The 20,265-nt window shown below is 68.1% G+C and carries 17 protein-coding genes, 1 tRNA gene and 1 pseudogene; 11 read left to right on the top strand and 8 right to left on the bottom strand.

Annotated elements, in window-relative coordinates; genetic code table 11:
* Positions 1-23: 23 nt before the first annotated feature.
* Positions 24-1,151, bottom strand: coding sequence for a DNA-processing protein DprA (gene dprA / locus QMZ25_RS04805; RefSeq protein WP_164151334.1), 1,128 nt, complete (start codon positions 1,149-1,151; stop codon positions 24-26).
* A 79-nt stretch (positions 1,152-1,230) separates the two neighbouring features.
* Entirely contained in the window at positions 1,231-2,361 is a 1,131-nt protein-coding gene (locus tag QMZ25_RS04800) for a LysM peptidoglycan-binding domain-containing protein (RefSeq protein ID WP_053517112.1), read from the bottom strand.
* A gap of 126 nt (positions 2,362-2,487) precedes the next feature.
* On the opposite strand from QMZ25_RS04800, the gene def reads away from it, so the two are divergent.
* The 5 genes from def to QMZ25_RS04775 all read left to right on the top strand — a co-directional run bounded on the left by def (position 2,488) and on the right by QMZ25_RS04775 (position 8,524).
* Entirely contained in the window at positions 2,488-3,000 is a 513-nt protein-coding gene (def, locus tag QMZ25_RS04795; protein ID WP_053517114.1) for a peptide deformylase, read from the top strand.
* Between the two features lie 121 nt (positions 3,001-3,121).
* Positions 3,122-4,045, top strand: a complete 924-nt coding sequence (fmt, locus tag QMZ25_RS04790; RefSeq protein ID WP_283219203.1) for a methionyl-tRNA formyltransferase — start codon at positions 3,122-3,124, stop codon at positions 4,043-4,045.
* Positions 4,046-4,048: 3 nt separating this feature from the next.
* A complete protein-coding gene (gene rsmB / locus QMZ25_RS04785) occupies positions 4,049-5,380 on the top strand; it encodes a 16S rRNA (cytosine(967)-C(5))-methyltransferase RsmB (protein WP_053517118.1) in 1,332 nt (443 codons plus the stop codon).
* A gap of 22 nt (positions 5,381-5,402) precedes the next feature.
* Positions 5,403-7,115 carry a glycosyltransferase family 39 protein gene (locus tag QMZ25_RS04780; RefSeq protein ID WP_283219202.1) on the top strand — a complete coding sequence of 571 codons (1,713 nt, stop codon included), beginning with the start codon at positions 5,403-5,405 and terminating at the stop codon, positions 7,113-7,115.
* A gap of 143 nt (positions 7,116-7,258) precedes the next feature.
* Positions 7,259-8,524 (top strand): O-antigen ligase, encoded by a 1,266-nt coding sequence (locus QMZ25_RS04775; RefSeq protein ID WP_283219222.1) that lies wholly within the window; start codon positions 7,259-7,261, stop codon positions 8,522-8,524.
* Positions 8,525-8,749: 225 nt separating this feature from the next.
* Here the strand turns inward: QMZ25_RS04775 and QMZ25_RS04770 are convergent, their stop codons facing one another.
* Positions 8,750-9,556, bottom strand: a complete 807-nt coding sequence (locus QMZ25_RS04770) for a glycosyltransferase family 2 protein (RefSeq protein ID WP_128987737.1) — start codon at positions 9,554-9,556, stop codon at positions 8,750-8,752.
* On the opposite strand from QMZ25_RS04770, the gene QMZ25_RS04765 reads away from it, so the two are divergent.
* Positions 9,555-10,613 carry a CDP-glycerol glycerophosphotransferase family protein gene (locus QMZ25_RS04765; protein ID WP_065181628.1) on the top strand — a complete coding sequence of 353 codons (1,059 nt, stop codon included), beginning with the start codon at positions 9,555-9,557 and terminating at the stop codon, positions 10,611-10,613. The genes QMZ25_RS04770 and QMZ25_RS04765 overlap by 2 nt on opposite strands.
* Positions 10,614-10,713: 100 nt before the next feature.
* On the opposite strand, the gene QMZ25_RS04760 is transcribed toward QMZ25_RS04765, so the two are convergent.
* From QMZ25_RS04760 to QMZ25_RS04745, 4 genes are all read right to left on the bottom strand, one after another.
* The gene (locus tag QMZ25_RS04760) at positions 10,714-12,237 is read right to left on the bottom strand and encodes a PH domain-containing protein (RefSeq protein ID WP_277381113.1); all 1,524 of its coding nucleotides are present in this window, start codon (positions 12,235-12,237) and stop codon (positions 10,714-10,716) included.
* Positions 12,234-12,734 (bottom strand): PH domain-containing protein, encoded by a 501-nt coding sequence (locus QMZ25_RS04755; protein ID WP_053517123.1) that lies wholly within the window; start codon positions 12,732-12,734, stop codon positions 12,234-12,236. The genes QMZ25_RS04760 and QMZ25_RS04755 overlap by 4 nt, the downstream gene beginning before the upstream one ends.
* Before the next feature lie 73 nt (positions 12,735-12,807).
* Entirely contained in the window at positions 12,808-13,944 is a 1,137-nt protein-coding gene (gene ribA / locus QMZ25_RS04750; protein WP_074899932.1) for a GTP cyclohydrolase II RibA, read from the bottom strand.
* A gap of 74 nt (positions 13,945-14,018) precedes the next feature.
* Complete coding sequence (locus QMZ25_RS04745) at positions 14,019-14,939, bottom strand: lauroyl acyltransferase (protein ID WP_065174456.1); 921 nt, start codon at positions 14,937-14,939, stop codon at positions 14,019-14,021.
* 61 nt (positions 14,940-15,000) lie between these two features.
* Between QMZ25_RS04745 and dtd the strand changes: the two genes are divergently transcribed.
* The 4 genes from dtd (at position 15,001) to QMZ25_RS04725 (ending at position 19,125) form a co-directional block, all read left to right on the top strand.
* Positions 15,001-15,441 carry a D-aminoacyl-tRNA deacylase gene (gene dtd, locus QMZ25_RS04740; RefSeq protein WP_053517128.1) on the top strand — a complete coding sequence of 147 codons (441 nt, stop codon included), beginning with the start codon at positions 15,001-15,003 and terminating at the stop codon, positions 15,439-15,441.
* 92 nt (positions 15,442-15,533) lie between these two features.
* A complete protein-coding gene (gene rpoD, locus QMZ25_RS04735; RefSeq protein WP_053517130.1) occupies positions 15,534-17,387 on the top strand; it encodes an RNA polymerase sigma factor RpoD in 1,854 nt (617 codons plus the stop codon).
* Between the two features lie 196 nt (positions 17,388-17,583).
* On the top strand, positions 17,584-18,984 hold the full coding sequence (gene yjjJ, locus QMZ25_RS04730) for a type II toxin-antitoxin system HipA family toxin YjjJ (protein ID WP_283219201.1): 1,401 nt from the start codon (positions 17,584-17,586) through the stop codon (positions 18,982-18,984).
* A 65-nt stretch (positions 18,985-19,049) separates the two neighbouring features.
* Positions 19,050-19,125, top strand: a tRNA-Ile gene (locus QMZ25_RS04725).
* Between the two features lie 69 nt (positions 19,126-19,194).
* Here QMZ25_RS04725 and QMZ25_RS04720 read toward each other — a convergent pair.
* A complete protein-coding gene (locus QMZ25_RS04720; RefSeq protein WP_065181630.1) occupies positions 19,195-19,689 on the bottom strand; it encodes an integrase in 495 nt (164 codons plus the stop codon).
* Between the two features lie 234 nt (positions 19,690-19,923).
* On the opposite strand from QMZ25_RS04720, the pseudogene QMZ25_RS04715 reads away from it, so the two are divergent.
* A pseudogene (locus QMZ25_RS04715) lies at positions 19,924-20,199 on the top strand (ATP-binding cassette domain-containing protein); the annotation flags it as partial.
* Between the last annotated feature and the right edge of the window lie 66 nt (positions 20,200-20,265).

Here is a 20,265-nt window from a genome sequence, read left to right as displayed (position 1 = left end):
GCGACGCTGTGGAGGTGAAGAAACTAGGGAGTTCGACAGTAGCGGCCGTGTACGCAGACCACGATTCCCGCAAGTTCCATGGCCAGCAGCATGGAGGACACCTGCGGCGCCGTCAATCCACAGCGCGTGATCAGTGAATCCATACTGATTGGGTCAAGGTCCAGGGCCTGCCACAACCGCTGGTAGTCAGGGTCGCCGACCCAGCGTGCCGGCAGGTCCGCTGGCACTGCCTGTTCAGTGGGGGTGGCCAGCCGCGATTGCAAGGCCGGCAGCTGCTGGCGCAGGGCCGGGGCCAGCAGCTCCAGCACGTCCTCGGGCCGTTCCACCAGGGCGGCTCCCTCGCGGATCAGGCGATGGCAGCCGGCTGCCCGCGGATTGAGCACCGAGCCGGGCACGGCGCATACCTCGCGACCGGCCTCGGCGGCCAGGCGCGCCGTGATCAGGGCGCCGGACCGGTGCGCCGCCTCGATCACCACGGTGGCCAGGGCCAGCCCGGCCACCAGCCGGTTGCGCGCCGGAAAGTGGCCGGGACGGGCAGCCGTACCGGGCAGGTACTCGCTGAGCACGGCACCCTCGGCGCCGATCCGGGCCTGCAGTGGCGCATGGTGGTCCGGATAGGCACGGTCGGGGCCCGTTCCGATGACGGCAACGGTACTGCCGCCGGCGTCCAGCACCGCAAGGTGGGCGGCCGCATCGATACCGGCCGCCAGCCCACTGGCGACCGCCAGTCCGGCTTCGGCGAAGCTGCCGGCAAAACGCGCCGCCAGTGCCCGACCGGCCGGTGTGGGTGAGCGGCTGCCAACCACCGCCACCGCCGGGCGCCAGGCCAGGCCGGGGTCGCCGGCCACGAACAGCGCCAGCGGCGGGTTGGGGACCTCCGGCAGCAGGGGCGGGAAGGCCGGGTCGGTAACGGCCAGCAGGTGATGGTGGTCGTCCTGAAGCCAGTGCAGGGCGGCTTTCGACCGCTGCGCATCGGGGCGTTCCAGTGCCGCGCACTGCTCCGGGGTGCAGCCATGGGCGCGCCAGCCGGCCACGCCCAGCGCAAGGGCCGCTTCGGCGCTGCCCGCGCCCTGCAGCAGTGCCCGCCGCGGCGCCAGCGCGCCTCCCGCCATCACCAGGCGCACCAGCGCCTCATCTGCCTGCTTGGTCATCCCCCCACTATCGACCGCAGACAACAAAGGCGCCCTAGGGCGCCTTCGCGTGCGGCTGTCAGGGATGTTCCCGGCAACCCTACTTCGTGTCCGGATGCAGCGCGCTGTAGCCCACTCGTACAGGCTTCACGCCCTGCATCACCAGCGCATAGCTGACGTTGTCGAAGGTGCGGAACACCATCGCATGCGCGGCGTACTCGTCGGGCAGCGAGACCCGGCCGGCGCCGGTACTGAGCGAATCATCCATGCGCGAGGACCCCGGGTACTTCATCCGGTGCGCGACGTGGCGGCCCGGCCGCCACAGCGAGAACACGGTGCCGTTGTCCACGCCCTGCGCGCGGCCCGCCGAAATGGCGATCACATCGCGTGGCCCGCCAACGCTGAACATGTCGGTCACCGCGAGCACGCGCACGTCCACGCCCTCGACGCCCGCCGCCGGCACATGCGGGACGAACTGCAGGTCGTAGGGCCTTGCCTCGACCGGCACCAGCCGGTCGCCGGCGCGGACTTCACGCCCGCCGCTGTTCTTGTCCAGCACCAGGGTGGACGCCTCGACCTTGCCGCCGGCAACCTGGGTGATGGTGCCCGTGCCGACCTGCATCAGCTCGTAGCCCAGCATCTGGTGCGCACGTCGCGTCGGCGCGTTGTAGGCCCGCCACAGGTTGCCGCTGCCGGGGGTGACCTCGCCATTGGCGGTCAGGTCCTCGGTGGGCTTGGGCACGCCATAGCGCACGGTCGGGCGGACCACGGCCCAGCGCTGCCCGACCTGGGCATCGGCCAGGCGCACGTACACGGCTTCGCCACTGCTGGCGCGCAGGCGGTCTTCTTCCAGGCCCGCCACGTAGGGCAGGTGGTCGATGCGGTCGACCACGCTCAGCTGCTTCAGGAACGGCTCGACCTGGGCCAGCGGAATGGCATCGATCGGGGCCTCCTGGCGGGGCCCGGGCTGGGCCGTCACACGGTCCAGGTAGGCCAGGCTCAGCACGTCACCCGGATAGATCAGGTGCGGATTGGCGATCTGCGGGTTGGCCTGCCAGATCTCCGGCCACAGCCAGGGCTTCTGCAGGAAACGCGCGGCGATATCCCACAGCGTGTCCCCTTTTCGGACCACATAGGTATCCGGGTGCCCGCCATTCACTTCCACGGCGGTAGCATAGGCAGCCACGGTCAGCATCGCCGCGGCGACGACCGTACGAAAACGAAGCAACATAGGTGTGAAGCCCTGATTCCCCAACAGGTCCGCGCACTATAGTCCAGAAACCGGGGCGCAAGGCAAGCGTTGCAGCTAGAATCTGCGACGTATGCCGGCGTGCCGGCCCCCTATCCGGAAACTGCCATGGCCCTCCTCCCGATTCTTGAGTTCCCCGATCCGCGCCTGCGTACCAAGGCCGCGTTGATCGACGCCGCCGAAGTGACCACGCCGGCCTTCCAGGAACTGGTCGACAACATGTTCCAGACCATGTACGACGCGCCGGGCATCGGCCTGGCCGCTACCCAGGTGGACGTGCACAAGCGCTTCATGGTCATCGATGTCAGCGAAGAGAAGAACCAGCCGCTGGTGTTCATCAACCCGGAGATCGTCGCCAAGGACGGGGGCCGGGTGTACCAGGAAGGGTGCCTGTCGGTGCCGGGCATCTTCGCCGACGTGACCCGTGCCGACACCATCACCGTGAAGTTCCTTGACCGCAATGGCCAGGAACAGCAGATGGAGGCTGGCGAAGTGCTGGCCACCTGCATCCAGCACGAGATGGATCACCTGGACGGCAAGCTGTTCATCGATTACCTGTCGCCGCTCAAGCGCGAGATGGTCCGCAAGAAGCTGGCCAAGCAGCGCAAGCACGTGGCGTGATCGCCGCTCCGGGCCGCCCGCAGGGGTGGCCCGTGCCCGCGCGCAGCGCGTGGGCTGTACGGCGCCGGCCGACGGCGCCGTTTTCTTTCCTGCACGAATCCATCCTGCAAGTGGGGTAGCCATGAGGATTGTCTTTGCCGGTACGCCGGAATTCGCGGTGTCATCGCTGCGCGCAGCGGCGCGCCACCACGAGGTCGTGGCCGTCTACACCCAGCCTGACCGTCCGTCAGGCCGTGGTCGCGGCCTGGCCCCCTCGCCGGTGAAGCTCGAGGCGGTGGCCCGCGGCATTCCGGTGTACCAGCCCGAATCGCTGAAGGACGAAGCGGCCCAGCAGCAGCTGCGTGACCTGAAGCCGGACCTGATGGTGGTGGTGGCTTACGGCCTGATCCTGCCCAAGGCCGTGCTGGCCATCCCGACCTACGGGTGCTGGAACGTGCACGCTTCGCTGCTGCCGCGCTGGCGCGGTGCGGCGCCGATCCAGCGCGCGATCCAGGCCGGTGACGAGACCACGGGCGTGTGCCTGATGCAGATGGAAGCCGGACTGGATACCGGCCCGGTGCTGCTGCACCAGGCGCTGCCGATCGCGGCCACCGATACCGGTGGCCAGCTGCACGACAAGCTGGCCGAGCTGGGTGCGCAGGTGTTGTCCGATGGCCTGGGACTGCTGCGCGCCGGCATCAAGCCGATCGCGCGGCCGCAGCCGGAGCAGGGCGTGACCTACGCACACAAGCTGGACAAGGCCGAGGCGAAGCTGGACTGGACGCAGGATGCAGCGCTGCTGGCGCGGACCGTACGCGCGTTCAACCCGTGGCCTGTCGCCGAAGCAACGCTGGCCGGCGAGCGCGTGCGCATCCATGGCGCCGTGGCGCAGGCGATGGAGCACGGCCAGGCACCGGGATCGGTACTTGCTGCCGGCCGCGAAGGCATCGACATTGCCTGCGGCCAGGGCGCGCTGCGCCTGCGCGTGCTGCAGCGCGAAGGTGGCAAGGCGATCACTGCCGCCGATTACCTCAACGCCCGTCGCGACCTGCGCGTGGGAGCGTAAGCGGTGACGAAACAGAATGACTTCTCCATCGCCAGGGCGGCGCCGGGTGCAGCCACCCGCATGCTGGCCGCACGCGTGCTGGCCCAGGTGTTCACCCGTGGCCGTTCGCTGAAGGCGGAACTGGCGTGGGCCCTGCCGAAGCTGGCCGACAGCCGTGATCGGGCGTTGCTGGAAGCGCTGTGTTTTGCCGTGCTGCGCCGTCGCAGTACCTATGACGCGGCATTGCAGGCGTGGATGCAGAAGCCGCTCTCGGCGCGCGATGCAGACCTGCGCACGCTGCTGATGGTCGGCTTCGCCCAGCTGGACGTACTGGAACTGCCGGCGCACGCGGCCCTGTCGGCCACCGTCGACGCAGCGCGTGCGCTGGGCCGTGAGCGCCAGGCGGGCCTGGTCAATGCCATCCTGCGCCGCGCCCAGCGTGAGGGATTCCCGGAACAGCCGGCCCGCGATGCATTTCCGTCCTGGCTGGCCGAGGCCATCGAGCGCGACTGGCCGGCGCAGGCCGAGGCGATCTTCAGCGCCAGCCTGCAGCCTGCGCCGCTGTGGCTGCGCGCCAACCGCCAGCACGGTGGCCGCGAGAAAGTCCTGGCCGTGCTGGCCGAGGCCGGTATCGTCGCCGAGCCGAGTCCGCTCAGTGCGGACGCGTTGCGGCTGGCGACGCCGGTCGCTGTCAACCAGCTGCCCGGCTTCGCCGAGGGCGCGCTCTCGGTGCAGGATCTGTCGGCGCAGTGCGCGGCCGATGCGCTGGCGCCGGCCGCCGGGGCGCGGGTACTGGACGCCTGCGCCGCACCGGGCGGCAAGTCGGCGCACCTGCTGGAGCGTGATCCCAGCCTGCGCCTGCTGGCGCTGGACATCGACGCCCGTCGCCTGGCGCGTGCCCGTGACACGTACGCGCGCACGGGTGTCGGTGAGGGCGCACAGACCCTGGCGGCAGACGCCAGCGATCCTGGCGCGTGGTGGGATGGCACGCCGTTCGATGCGATCCTGCTCGATGCGCCCTGTTCGGCCACGGGCGTGATCCGCCGCCAGCCGGATGTGATGTTCCACCGCCGCGCCGAGGACATCGATGCGCTGGTCGGCGTTCAGGCCCGGCTGCTGGAGGCATGCTGGTCGATGCTGCGCCCCGGTGGCGTCCTGCTGTATGCCACGTGCTCGATCCTGCGTGCGGAGAACATCGAGCAGATCCGCGCGTTCCTGAAGTGGCACCCGGATGCGGTGGCGCAGCCGTTGGACGAGGCGTTCGGGCTGGATTGCGAAGGCATTGCACGCCAACGACTGCCCGGTGACAGCGATGCTGACGGATTCTTCTACGCGCGTCTGCTAAAAGCGGTGTGAATCCGCTGCCGTTCAAGTCCTCATGCTGAAAACCCGCGCGTCGCGAGAGACGTGGTTGTTCGTGGTGATGGCCCTGCTGGTGCTGGGGGCTGGACTCGGCCTGCGCGATCCCTGGCCGTCGGATGAGCCGCGCTTCGCGCTCGTCGCCAAGCAGATGGTGGACAGCGGTCACTGGTTGTTCCCGCATCGCGGCCTGGAGCTGTACTCGGACAAGCCGCCGATGCTGATGTGGTGGCAGGCCACGCTCTATCACCTGATCGGCGATTGGCGGCTGGCGTTCCTGCTGCCCTCGCTGATCGCCGCGCTGGGCACGTTGTGGTGCGTGGTCGATCTCGGCGCTCGGCTGTGGACGCGACGCGTCGGCCTGTACGCAGGCTGGGCACTGCTGTTCGCACTGCAGTTCACCTTCCAGGCGAAGAAGGCACAGATCGATCCGCTGGTGGTGCTGTTCATCACCCTGGCCAATTACGGGCTGCTGCGCCACCTGCTGCTGGGCCCGGCATGGCGCTGGTGGTGGCTGGGCTGGTTCTTCGCCGGGATCGGCGTCATCACCAAGGGCGTGGGCGTGATCGCCCTGCTGATGCTCGTTCCGGCCGTGATCGGCTCGGCCCTGCGGTGGAACGGTGTGCGCCTGCATGCGCGCGACCTGCGCTTCTGGCTGGCGCCGCTGGCGTTCCTGCTGGCGGTGGCGCTGTGGCTGTTGCCGATGGTGCTGGCGGCGCTGGCGACCGGGCTGGACGAGTACCGCGCCTACATGGACGACATCCTGTTCCAGCAGACCGCAGGGCGTTATGCCCAGTCCTGGGACCATCACCAGCCGTGGTGGTACTTCCTGGCAATCATGCCGTCGATGTGGATTCCCGCGTTCCTGGCACTGCCGTGGGCGATTCCGGCCTGGCGCCGCCGGCTGCAGCGACGCGACGCGCGCTACCTGCTTCTGCTGGGGTGGTGGTTGCTGATCGTGCTGTTCTTCTCGATTCCCGAGGGCAAGCGCGATGTGTACATTCTCCCTGCGCTGCCGATGTTCTGCCTGGCCCTGGCGCCGCTGCTGCCCGGCCTTCTGCGCCGTCGCGACGTGCAGGCACTGCTGGGGCTGTTCACGTTGGCCCTGGCGCTCGGCACGCTGCTGGCAGGCGCACTGGCATTGCTGGGCGAGCCGGGATTTGAGTCGAGGCTGGAGCACGAACGTGGTCTGGCACCGGGCGTGATGGATGCGTTGGCCTGGGCGGCGCTGGCGATGGGCGCCTGCGGTGTGGCCAGCCTGTTGCTGTCTGGCCGTGGCCGGCGTCATCTGGCCATGGTGTCGACCCTGGCCACGGTGTGGGTGCTGTACAGCCTGGTGGGCTACCCGCTGTTGAACGATTCGGGTTCGGCGCGGGGCCTGATGCGCCATGTGGGGGAGCGCATCGGCCCGCAGGCCGAGTTGGGCCTGGTGGCCTGGAAGGAACAGAACCTGCTGATGGCCGATCGACCGGCGGCCACGTTCGGCTTCAACACCCCCTGGGATGAACAACTGCAGGCGGCGACGCGCTGGCAGCGGCTGGTGCCGGCGCGGCGCTGGCTGCTGGTGCAGGAGGACGCCCTGCTGCCATGCGTGGACCGCGACCGGGCCGAACCGGCGGGCGTGGCCAACCGTCGCCGCTGGTGGCTGGTGCCGGCAGAGGCGGTGATCGCGCCCTGCCAGGCCAGCGATCGCGAGCGCGAACGTGAACGGCGTTTGCAGGAACGGGGATAACGGCCTGTGTCCACGCTTGTCCAGTCTGCCCAACAGGCGACAAAGGCAGTAAAACAGCACACTGGGAGCGGCCGTTGTGGCCGCCCCCGTTCTTCCCGCACACCCGCAGCGAAACTTCCGACGTGCCAGCTCCACCGGACAACCTGAACCCCGCGGCCGGCGACCTGCCGGGAGCCCCCGTCGGCGGTCGGCAGCGCGCGGCGCACTGGCTGGCGCAGATCGGTCTGTTCTGCCTCCCGGCGCTGGTGCTTACCGTGCCGATCAACCTGCTTCCGTATGGACTGTTGCTGCTGGCCAGCACGCTGCTGGCGCCGGAACTGCTGTGGCGCGCCCGGCACATGGGCGGGCAGCCGGTGAAGGTGCTGACCTGGCTGATGCTCGCGGTGCTGGCGCTGGGCCTGCTGTCGGTGCTGCTGTTCGAGCAGGGGCTGCGCGATGTCGACAACCGCTCGCGCTTCGTGGTGATCCCCTGGATCGCCCTGTGGGTCTGCGCGTTGCGCCCGGACCTGCGCTGGCTCTGGCGTGGCGCGCTGGCCGGGCTGCTGGTCACCTTCGCGATGTCGCTGTGGCAGGTACTGCAGGGGGCTCCGCGTGCGGAGCTGTTCACCAATGCCATCGTGCTGGCCGACATCGTGATGGTGCTGATGGTGCTGCTGGTGTTCTGCCGACCTTCGCGACGCTGGTCGCTGGTGATCGTCGGCATGGCGGCCGGCTGTGGAACCATCGTGTTGACCGGCAGCCGTGGCGTGTTCGCGGCGTTGCTGGCTCTGCTGGTGGTGCTGGCGCTGAGCCTGCGCTGGCGGACCGGCACCGCCCGCCTGTCGGTGCTGGCAGGCATGCTGGCGATTGGCGCCACCCTGCTGCTGTCGGTGCCCGAGCTGCGTCACCAGGTGCGGCTGAGCGAGCTGCACAGCGACATGCAGCGCATGGAGCAGGGCGACAGCGACTCTTCCGCCGGTGCCCGCGTGGAGCGTCTGCAGGTTGCCTGGGATACCTTCCTGGACCACCCGCTGGTCGGTGTCGGAATCGGCCACTTCGATGACGCGATGCAGCGTGTGCCGGTCTGCCGCGAGAACCCGGACGAACAGCGCTGCCACCTTGGCCATGCTCATAACGACGTGGCCGAATGGGCCGCCACCCAGGGCATGCCCGGCCTGCTGCTGCTGCTGGCGGTGTATGGCGTTCCGCTGTGGGTGTTCGTGCGCCTGCATCGGCGCAGCGGGCGCAGTACGTTCCGCGGGCCTGCCGCGGCCGGGATCATGATCGTGACCACGTACGTGCTGTGCGGGCTGACCCAGTCGATGTTCGCGCACCAGATGACGGCCAGCTTCTACGTCACCATCGTCGGCCTGCTGGCCGGGTTGTCGATCCTGGAAGGTGCCCGCCACCGCGGGGCCAACGCGGGTTGACGCCCCGCCGCCGGGCATGGCCCGGCGCTACCCCTGCACCGCCATGCCCGGCGCACGCAGGTGCACGGGAGCGGCAACGCCGGGCCATGCCCGGCGGATGCAGGTGCGCGGGAGCGGTAGCGCCGGGCCATGTCCGACGGATCAGGTGCACGGGAGCGGTCGCGCCGGCCATGCCCGGCGGATGCAGGTGCGCGGGAGCGGTAGCGCCGGGCCATGCCCGGCGGATCAGGGCTGCGGCGGGTCGGCCACCGCCTGACCGTTGCCGAGCATCCACAGCATGATGGTCTTCTGCCGCACGTAGTTGGCACGCACGTAGGCATAGACCAGGCCGTGCCAACCATCGCGGAAACCGCCGCGGAAAACGAATCCCCGCCAGAAGCGCCAGGCCGGTGCCAGCACCAGCTTGCCCAGGGTGGCGCGCTTGCCGCGTGCGAACTCGTGCTCGGCCATCATCCGCGCGTACTTCTCGGTCTTGGCCAGTTGCTGCTGCAGCGAGCGGTAGGGGTAGTGGATGAGGTCGCCGCGCAGGGTGCCGACGCTGCCATCGACGCTGGCGGCCTCGTGGATCTCACGGGTGCCGCGCCAGCCGCCGCGGCGGCGGTCGAACAGGCGCATCACCCGGTCCGGATAGGCGTTGCCGTGGCGCAGGAAGCGGCCGAAATACTCTGAAAGGCGGGCGAAGCGGTAGCCCGCGTGGCCGCTGAATCCCCCCTCGCGGGCCTGTTCGATGGAGGCGCGCAGTTCCGGGCTGATGCGCTCGTCGGCATCCAGGCACACCACCCAGTCATGTGCTGCCTGCTCGACGCAGAACGCCTTCTGGCTGCGGAAGCCATCGAACGGCCGCTGCAGCACGCGGGCACCGGCGGCCTCGGCGATGGCCACGGTGGCGTCGCTGGAATACGAGTCCACCACGATGATCTCGTCGCAGAAGGCCAGCGAGGCCAGGCAGTCGCCGATGCGGCCGGCCTCGTTGAACGCGATAATGCACGCCGAGATGCGAGGCCGTTCGATGGGAGCGGTCGTGGAGGACATGATGGCCGGGTACCTGTTGTTTGCGACGGAGCGCTATGCGCTGCCTATTCTCGCCCCGTTGGCGCAGGCCTTGCACGCGTCCGGGCAGGAGGTGGCTGCCTGGTTCGAAGGTGGCGCCGCCGGCAGCCAGTTGCCGGGCGTGCCCGTGATCGGCCTGAAGCAGGCCCTGGCGATGCGCCCGCGCGCGGTGTACAGCGCGGCCAACTGGGTGCCGACGTTCCTGTCCGGTGCCAAGGTGCAGCTGTTCCATGGCTTCAACGTGGAGAAGCGCGACAGCGCACGTGGCCATTTCCGGGTACGCGGGATGTTCGACCTGTACTGCACCCAGGGCCCGGCCACCACCGCGCCGTTCCGCGACATCGCCGCCCTGCAGGGTCACTTCGCGGTGGCCGAGACCGGCTGGCCGAAGCTGGACCCGCTGTTCCGCGACGATGGTGGCGAAAGCGCCGCGCTGCGCGCAGCGGCGGGCGGTCGTCCGGTGATCCTGTTCGGCTCGACCTTCACCGAGCGGCTCAGCGCCGCCCCGCACCTGCATGCGCAGATCGCCGCCGACATCGCGGCCGGGGAGCGCTACTGGCTGCTGACCCTGCACCCGAAGTGCCCGCCGGAGCTGTTCGAGCGTTACCGTGCGCTGGCCGGCGCCAATGCCCGCTTCATCGAACCGGAGCAGGTCATGGCCGCACAGCGCGCCGCTGATGTGCTGGTGTCCGATACGTCTTCGATCGTTTCGGAGTTCATCGTCCAGCACAAGCCGGTGGTGACCTTCCGCAACCGCGTCCCGAAACCGCACATGATCGATTTCGACGTGCCGGCGCAGCTGCCCGTCATGCTGCAGCGCGCGCTGCACCCGGATGCCGCCCTGCAGGCGGAGATCGTGCGCTATGCCGACGCGATCCATCCGTACCGTGACGGCCGCTCCAGTGAGCGGGTGATTGCCGCAACCGAGGATTTCCTGTCCGGCGAGATGGGCGCGCTGCGCCGCAAACCCTTCGGCAGCTGGATGCGTGACCTGCAGATCCGCAGGGATCTGGGCTACTGGGGGCCATCACAGCGGTGATCGGGGGATGTAGAGCCACGCCCACGCTCGGCTGTGGCAAGCCGAGCATGGGCTCGGCTCTACAGTAGATCCACGCCAGGCGTGGAAGGGCGGCAACGGGTCACCAGCGCAGCTTGCGGCGCGGCAGCGCGGCGGCCAGCTGCGCCATCAGCGCCCGTGCCTGTGCGTGCGGCAGGTAATGCAGCGCCAGGGCCACATCACCATGCGCGCCTGCGGTGTCCAACTGCAGGCTGGCCGTGCCCAGCAGCCTGTCCAGCGGTGAGCGCTGCAGGCGCAGGCCCTGCAGCTTGTCCAGTTCCGCCCAGCGCCACCAGCGCCTCCACCATCCGCCGCGCACCGCGACGTAGCGATCATCCAGATGCCAGCCCATGCGGCCCATCTGCCGATGGGCGACCCAAAGCGCGACCGGCAGCCAGCCCAGCACCAGCAGGCCGGGTGTTCCCCAGCGCCAGTACATCGCGGCGGCCAGCAACGGCACCAGCAGTACGCTGCCCAGGCACAACCGCCACCAGCCGCGCTGCGGCACCGGCTGCCAGTGCGCGGGCGGCCACTGCAGCTGAGGCAGCAGGCGCTGCACCAGATGATCGCAGTCGGCGGCCGGTGCCAGCGGCGCGAGTTCGCGCAGCGCCCGATCTTCCTCGCGGGTGGGGCCGCCGGCAGCGCTGTCGATCTGCAGCTGGCGCCGCCCAAACCAGCGTTGCAGGGTGCCTTCGCGCAGGGTCCAGGCCTGGATGCGCCGGCGCGCCACGCTGCTGCGCGTGCGGCTGAGCAGGCCTGCCGCGACCGTCAGCCGGTGTTCCTGCTCGGTCAGGGTGAAGCCGGCATAGCGCAGCAGGGCCAGCACCACCGACAGCAGGCGCATCAGCAGCCAGCCTGCGACCAGCACCAGCGCGGCCAGGATCAGCAGGCCGGCAAGGCCCTCGTGCAGCTGGCTGGCGTAGCCGAACGCCTCGCGTCCTCCGCTGGAGATCACGCCGTCCAGCGAACGGCGCGGGATCACCTGCAGCAGCGCACCGATGGCGGCGGCGAACAGCACCCAGCCGCGGTTGGACAGCAGGCCAAGCCGGATCACTTCGGCAGTGGACATGCGCAGCAGCACTTCATCGGTCGGGTCGGCGGTGGCAGCCGGTGCGTTGCCAGGCGCCTTTCCGCGCTGCTTCACCAACTGCTCCAGTGCCAGTGCCTGGTCCAACCGCAGCACCCGCATCTCTGCCTCCGGGCGCACGCCGCCGGCCGACTCCAGGCGCAGCTCGGCCACGCCGAACAGCCGGTGCAACGGGTTCTGCCGCACTTCCACGTTGTGGATGCGGGCGAAGGGAATTTCCCGGCGGTTGCGCGCAAGCAGCCCGCTGCGCACGGTGATCGCATCACTGCCGATGCGGTAGCGGTAGCTCAGGTACTGCAGCACCGAGACCACCACCAGCGCGGCGATGGCCAGCAGCGGCATCAGCTGCGCCCACAGCGGGTCGCGGTCGCCGCGCTGGCCGAACACCAGCAGCGCGACCAGCGGCAGGAAGTAGTGCCGCAGCTGCATCAGCAGCACGAACAGCCATGACCAGGGGTGCAGGCGCTGTTCGTCGCCGCCGCGTGGCAGCGGGGGCGGCAGGGGCGGTGGCTGGCTCACAGGGCGTCGGCGTCCTGATCGAGCTGGTGGGCCAGGGTGTCGCGCAGGCGTTCGGCGTCGGCATCATCCAGGCCGCTGACAGTCACGGCACTGAGGCGGGTGCCTGCGGTGTGCACGATCAGCGTCGCCAGGCCGGCACGCCGCTCCAGCGGACCACGGCGCAGATCCAGGTGCTGCACGCGCGAGACCGGTACCTGCGTTTCGGTCTGCCACATCAGGTCCCTGCGCAGGCCCAGGCCCTGTGCGTCCAGGCGCCAGCGTGTGCGGGTCAGGCGGCGATGGCCCAGCCACGCGCCGAACAGGGCGCCGACCAGCAGGCCCGACGCTGCACCCCACAGCCCGGCAGGCAGATCGAAGAACCACCACGCGGCTGCCAGCGGTGCGCCTGGCACGAACAGTCCACCGAATGCGCCTTCCAGCGCGGCCAGGCGTGCGGCGCGGGCCGGCAGCGGCTGCCAGTCGTTGATGGGCACAGCAGGAAGAGGCTGGTCGGTCACACGGGCTCCGTCGGGCGGCAGGGCAGGCGGGCGGCCGCAGCCGCACCGCGCAGACGGTAGCAGGTCGGGCGCGCTACTGCGCCGCCTGGATCAGTGCATCGACATCGAGCAGATGGCCGGCACGGTCGGCCTTGGTGCGCAGGTAGTGTTCGTTCTCGGCCGTGATCTCGCCAGTGACCGGAATGCAGTCCAGCACTTCGATGCCGGCATTGCGCAGGCGCTGTGCCTTGGTCGGATTGTTGCTGAGCAGGGCCACGCGGCTGATGCCCAGGCCGCGCAGCATCGCCACGGCGCTGCCATAGCGTCGCTCATCGGCGCCGAAGCCCAGTTGTGCATCGGCGTCGATCGTGTCCAGCCCGTCGTGCTGGTAGCCATAGGCGCGCATCTTTGCAGCGATGCCCGTTCCCCGGCCTTCCTGGTCCAGATACAGCAGCACGCCGCCGCCCAGCTCCTTCAGTTTGCGCAGACCGCGTCGCAGCTGGTCCCCGCAGTCGCACTTGAGCGAACCGAACAGGTCGCCGGTCAGGCACGAGGAGTGCACGCGTACCGGCACCACGGCAGACAGGTCCGGGTCGCCGACGATGATCGCCACCTGGTCGCGTTGTGCAACGCCGCCGCGGAACACCGCGAAGGTGGTCATGCCGACATCGCGCAGCGGTACCGGCGAACGGGCGACCAGCTCATAGTCGTGGGCGGCGTGCGCCGCACCTTCGGCCAGGTCGCACAGGGCGACGTCGGCGGCGCCGTCGAAGGTCGCATCATCCGCATCCAGGCGCACCGCGACCATGGCCGGCAGCAGCAGGCCCAGGCGGGCCAGTTCAACCGCGCCGGCATCGAAGGCATCGCCTGCGGTCCAGTGAGCCGGCATCGGCCCGGGCTCGCGCAGGTAGCCCAGCGTCGGCAGGGCGTCGAAGGCGATACCGGCCAGCGGCAGGCGCACACCGTCAGGTGCCTCCACCCCCAGCACGCGGGCGCGGGTCGCCGTCAGGAACAGGTAATGACGCTCGCGCGCTGCGCTGGCAAAGGCGGCAAAGCTGCTGGCGGTGGCGCTGTCCAGCGCGATCACGGCCAGGCGTTGGCCCTGGCCGTCGTGAAGCAGGACCGGGCGACCGGCGCGCAGTTCCGCGACCGCGCGCTCGCAGCGGATCGCGGCCGGGTCGCCGAACAGGGAGGAGGCAGCAGGCATGGCAGGACCGGGGGAGGCGGACATCGCAGTCTCTATGGGGGCGCCGGCGTCGTATTCAACGTGCTGCGGCCGCCGGTCGCAGGGCGGCACGGTGGGACTCAGTGCGGGTGTTCCTCGGTCGCGTAGGGATCATCCTCGCCGCTGCCCGGTGGCCGCAGCGTATAGCGCTTGTAGGTCCACTGGTACTGCGCCGGATCGCGGCGGGCGATGCGTTCGATCCCGGCGTTGAGGGCGGTGGCCGCAGTCTGCGGGTCCGGGTCGGCCACTGCGGGGTCGGCCGGCTCGACGTGCAGGGCGAATTCCATGTCCGGCCCAATGCGCTCGCACCAGCCATACAGGACGATGGCGCCGGTGCGTTCGGCCAGGCGGTTGACCAGGGTCATGGTCAGCGCCGGCACACCGAAGAACGGAACGAACACGCCGTCACCGGCCTTCGGCTGCTGGTCCGGCAGGATGCCGGTGGCGCCGCCGTCCTTGAGTACCTTGAACAACTGGCGCACCGCCGGGCCCTCGGCGCGCACCTGCTGCACGTTCTGTCCACCCCGCACCAGCTGCAGGAACGCGTCGCTGGCTTCATCCTCCGGCGGCTTGTAGACGATGGCGATCTGTCCGCGCGAGGCCAGCCACTGGTTCAGCAGCTCCCAGTTACCGAAGTGCGGCGCGGCCACGATCACGCCCCTGCCGCTGGCCAGCGCCGCGTCATACAGCGCTTCACCGTGACGCTGCTTCAGGTGCAGGCGCAGGTTCTCGGCCGGCGGGCGGCTCCACAGGCGCAGGGTCTCGATGGCCTGCAGGGCGGTGGAGCGCAGCAGATCGCGATGCAGGCGCTCGCGCGCAACGGGGTCCAGATCCGGGTAGGCCAGCTCCAGGTTGCGGCGGGTGACGCGACTCTCACGGGCGTTGAGACGGATCCAGGCCCAGGCCAGGGCCTGCGCGACGCCGCGCAGCAGCGGCCAGGGCAGGCGCGTGAACAGGGTGGTGGCGCGATAGGCCAGCCGGGCTTTGCGTTGCGGGTTCATCCACGCAAGTTTAGCCAAGGGCGCTGCTATCGTGGCCGGCCCCCCGACCGGAAACCCACAGATGCTCGTTCTGATCCAACGCGTCAGCCAGGCCGCCGTCCACGTCGATGGCGAGGCCGTCGGCCAGATCGGCCCAGGCCTGCTGGCCCTGGTGGGGATGGAGCCGGGCGACACCGAGCCGCAGCTGCAGCGCATGGCCGAGCGCCTGCTGGGCTACCGGGTGTTTGCCGATGAAGCCGGGAAGATGAACCGCTCGCTGCGCGATACCGGCGGCGGCCTGCTGCTGGTCAGCCAGTTCACCCTGGCGGCCGACACCCGGTCGGGCATGCGCCCCAGCTTCACCACTGCGGCGCCGCCGGCCGAGGCTGAACGCGGGTTCAATCGATTTGTCGACATCTGCCGTGAAAATCACGCGCCAGGGGTGGAAACGGGCCGCTTTGGTGCCCATATGATCGTCAGCCTGGTCAATGATGGTCCCGTGACCTTCCTTCTCAGGCCCTGAAGCCGCCGGGACCACCGCCCGGCAGGCGGGGCCCCGGGCTGGTATAATGCTACGTTCCCTATTTCCTACCCAGCCGGTGGCGCGAGCACTACATGGCCAACGAACGTCCTGCCCAATCCGAAATCAAGCAACTGATCAGCAAGGGCCTGGAACAGGGCTACCTGACCTACGCCGAAGTCAATGACCATCTGCCGGACGACATGGTCGACCCGGAACAGATCGAAGACATCATCGGCATGATCAACGGCATGGGCATTGATGTCCATGAAGTTGCGCCGGATGTGGAGACTCTCCTCCTCAACGACGGCAACACCGGCAACCGCGAAGTCGACGACACCGCGGCCGAAGAAGCCGCTGCCGCGCTGAGCGCGCTCGACACCGAAGGTGGCCGTACCACCGACCCGGTGCGCATGTACATGCGCGAAATGGGTACTGTCGAGCTGCTGACCCGCGAAGGCGAAATCGCCATCGCCAAGCGCATCGAAGAAGGCCTGGGCCAGGTACAGGCCGCACTGGGCCAGTTCCCGGTGTCGGTCGAATCGCTGCTGTCCGATTACGAAGCCCACAAGGAAGGCAAGAAGCGCCTGGCCGAAGTGATCGTCGGCTTCAACGACCTGACCGACGAAGAGCCGGCTCCGCCGGCGGCCGCCGCCGATGACAGCGACGATGCCGACGCCGAAGCCGACGAGGACGAGGACGATGATGTCGACGGCGCCGATGAGGAAGCCGCACCGACCGGTCCGGACCCGGAGGAAGTCGCTGCGCGCATGCAGGCCCTGAGCGATGCCTTCAATGCCTTCAAGAAGGCCGCCGGCAAGGGCGACAAGAAGAATCTGCCGCGCCTGCGCGAAGAGATGTCGGCCGTGTTCGTCACCCTGAAGCTGCCGCTGCCGCTGACCGACGTGCTGACCAAGCAGCTGCGCGACACCATGGCCGAGATCAAGAGCCATGAGCGCCGCGTGCTGAACCTGGCCACCGTCACCGCGCGCATGCCGCGCAAGGATTTCATCCGCTCCTGGGAAGGCAACCAGACCAACCTGGAGTGGGTGGAAGACGCACTGAAGCGCAAGCAGAAGTGGTCGTCGGCGCTGCGTGAGGTGAAGGACCAGATCATTGCCGAACAGCAGGCCACGATCGACATCGAGAAGCTGACCCAGCTGGACCTGGAAGAGCTGAAGGAAATCAGCCGTGCCATGGCCTACGGTGAAGCCAAGGCGCGCAAGGCCAAGAAGGAGATGGTCGAGGCCAACCTGCGCCTGGTGATCTCGATCGCCAAGAAGTACACCAACCGTGGCCTGCAGTTCCTCGACCTGATCCAGGAAGGCAACATCGGCCTGATGAAGGCCGTGGACAAGTTCGAGTACCGCCGCGGCTACAAGTTCTCCACGTATGCGACCTGGTGGATCCGCCAGGCCATCACCCGCTCGATCGCCGACCAGGCGCGCACCATCCGTATCCCGGTGCACATGATCGAGACGATCAACAAGTTGAACCGCATTTCCCGCCAGATGCTCCAGCAGTACGGCCGCGAGGCCACGCCGGAGGAGCTGGCCAAGGAAATGGACATGCCGGAAGACAAGATCCGCAAGGTGATGAAGATCGCCAAGGAGCCGATCTCGATGGAAACCCCGATCGGCGACGACGAGGATTCCCATCTGGGCGACTTCATCGAGGACACCAATGTGGAGTCCCCGATCGAGAACACCACCAACATCAATCTGTCTGAAACCGTGCGTGACGTGCTGGCCGGCCTCACCCCGAGGGAAGCCAAGGTGCTGCGCATGCGCTTCGGCATTGACATGAACACCGACCACACGCTGGAAGAAGTCGGCAAGCAGTTCGACGTGACCCGCGAGCGCATCCGCCAGATCGAAGCAAAGGCGCTGCGCAAGCTGCGTCACCCGAGCCGCTCGGAACAGCTGCGCAGCTTCCTGGATATCGATTGATTCCAGCGGTTGTGTCGTGAACTGGAAAACCCCGCCTCGGCGGGGTTTTCTTTTTTCGTAAATTAATTCGTAATTTAATTCAGGTGGTGAAGCGGCGTGGCCCTATGAGAATCAAAGGGTTGCTTTGACCTGTGCCTTGCACATCACCTCACCATGTGGCAAGAATACGTAAATTAACTCGTAACGATACCGGCGCATGGCCCGTCCCCGCACTCACCTGGTCAACGACCTGCTGGAGCGCCTGCCCCCCGGGCAGGTGGTGCCGGCGGCCGATCTTCTGGCGGGCCTTGGGATCACTCGCCCGACCCTGGGACGGTTGGTCGCCGACGCGGGAGGCGCGGTCGTGCGGCTGGGCCGCACCCGGGCGACTGCCTACGCCCAGCGCCAGGACACCCCCGCTGGCAGCGAATGGCCTCTCTTCCGCATGCGCGAAGATGGACGTCTGGAAGAGCTGGGGCAGGTCGTGGCACTGCGCGGCGACACCTTCTACGTTCAGACGCAAGGGGATCGTCCAAATCTTGTCCGCCCGCCCGAGGGCGACATCATGGGTTGCTTCCCGGGCCTGCCCTGGTATCTGGATGACCTGAGGCCACAGGGATTCCTGGGAAGAACGTTCGCCCACCGACGCGGACGTGAGCTTGGCCTCCCTGAGGACATCAACCGCTGGCAGCTTGGCGACACCCTTCAGGCGCTGGTGCGCGCAGGTGGTACCGATGTCGGCAATCTGCTGCTGGGCGGGGACGCGGTTGCGTCTGCTCTTGCGACGATGGACACACCGCCGGACCGCGTGCGCAGCGAGGATCGGCAGCAGCGCTATCCCGAATGGGCAACTGCTGCGCTGGAAGGCGAAGATGTCGGCTCCTCGCCCGGCGGCGAACAGCCCAAGTTCACCGCGACGGTCGAGCACGATGGCGGCCGCTATGCCGCGCTGGTGAAGTTCGCCCTGCCGGGCGCGGGGGAGGCTGCCGAGCGGTGGGCAGACCTGTTGGTCTGCGAGCATCTGGCGCTTGAGGTTCTGCGCGAGGCGGGTGTATCTGCAGCAGAATCGTCGCTCATCCAGACCGACAGCCACACCTTCCTGGAGGTGAAGCGGTTTGACCGCTCGCCGGGCACACTGGGACGGCGTGGATTCGTGTCGCTGTTGGCCCTGTCCTCGGCGTATGTGGGTGACGTAACCATGGATTGGGGGCAGGCGGGTGAGCAGTTGCTGGCGCAGCGGTGGATCCATCAGGAGACCGCAACCGCCCTGTCGCGGCTGCACGCCTTTGGGCAATTGATTGGCAATACCGATATGCATCAGGGCAACGTCGGCTTCCATCTGCTGGATCGCGGGGCGTTGCCGCTTGCCCCTGCCTACGACATGCTGCCGATGTCCCTGGCCCCCTCGCGAACCGGCGTTCTGCGGGCGACAACGCCGCTTCCCCCGGTCGCACCACGGCGCGCAGGCCAATTGGATCACCTGCACTGGGCGGCTCCGCTGGCGGTAGATTTCTGGGAGCGGGTAGCAGCGTCGGGCCTGCTGCGGTCCAAGGTGCTGCTGGAGGTGGCCGGACAGAATGCAGCTCGGGTCCGGGCCATGGGGAACCGTTTCGGCTGAGGCACGCTTCTGCGGCCGGTCGGTGGCGAGAGAAGGCCTGACTCAACTACACTTTCACGTTGCACGGGCCTATAGCTCAACGGTTAGAGCAGAGGACTCATAATCCTTTGGTTCCAGGTTCGAATCCTGGTGGGCCCACCATAAAGAGCAGGCACTTAGGCTCCCGCCCAAGTGTCTTTTTTGTGCCGCCGGGAGAATTGTCGGGAAAATTCAGCGCCTGCGCGGTGGTTTCACGACCGGCATGCCGTGATCGTAGCGGCCTGTCGTTGTTGGCGACTTGTGCCCGGCAGCGTCCTGCTTGTCGCCAAGGTTGCCCGCGGTGTCGGTAACGCCCCGGTGCTTGAGGCCATGCATCGAAAACCGCTCGCTTTCCTCAATCACGCCCTCGCTTATTGCCATACGGATGAACCGTTGCCAGGCACTGGACGTTGAAGATCGTGCGATAGGATTTCCCGTTTGCTCCACAAGCAGAAAACGCTTCTCAGGTCGGATAGGTATGGCGAAGTTCCGGCCGTCGCGGTTCCATATCGCATCACGCCGCGTCACCAGCGTCTCCCACGCTTCGGTCATTTCGCTGTTCCATTCTGTGATCGACGCACGCGAGCCTTTCCGTCGTTCGCCGTGCACGCCCTGGTCGAGGCGGTGAACGTCAGTCAGCGTGCAGACCTCGATGCCCCGCAGACGTGCGCTGAATGCCAGCACCATCGCTGGGGCGATGTAGGCGGGGCAGCTACCCTTTGTGTGAGGCGACCTGGCACCGCGCTCGCGGGCGAAGGCTAGCACCTTGGCGAATGCTTCGGACGTGGGCATTCTGTGTTCACGGGCCTCCTTCGCCTGACGAACACCTTGTGCGGGGTTGTGCTTGCAGTAGCCGTGCCGCAGGCGCCAAGCCAACGTGCGGCGCAGGTAACGGAACTGATGGTTCGCCTTGCTAGGAAAGCGGCGACACTCGCCGCAGTGAGCGACGATATCGAGGCGATGCCAATGGGCTACAGAACTCTGGCAGGCGACATGGGCTCCAGCCTGTCTGGAGGGCAGAAGCAGCGAGTGATCCTCGCTCGGGCGCTGTATCGCCGCCCTCGTCTGCTGGTGCTGGATGAGGCAACCAGCCATCTGGACCTCGAGTGTGTGCGGCGCGTCAATGCGGCCGTGAAGATGTCGAGCATGACCCGGGTGGTGATCGCCCATCGGATGGAGACAATACAAAGTGCAGACGAACGGTTCGAGATAAACCACCGGGAGGGCTGAGTAATGCTGAGTCTGAGGCTTCAAGGAAGTGGC

It is taken from the genome of Stenotrophomonas sp. RS-48, from assembly GCF_030053245.1.
GTDB classification, from domain to species: domain Bacteria; phylum Pseudomonadota; class Gammaproteobacteria; order Xanthomonadales; family Xanthomonadaceae; genus Stenotrophomonas; species Stenotrophomonas maltophilia_P.
Note: the sequence above shows the minus strand (reverse complement) of the source record. Positions and strands in the feature narration are given on the sequence as shown.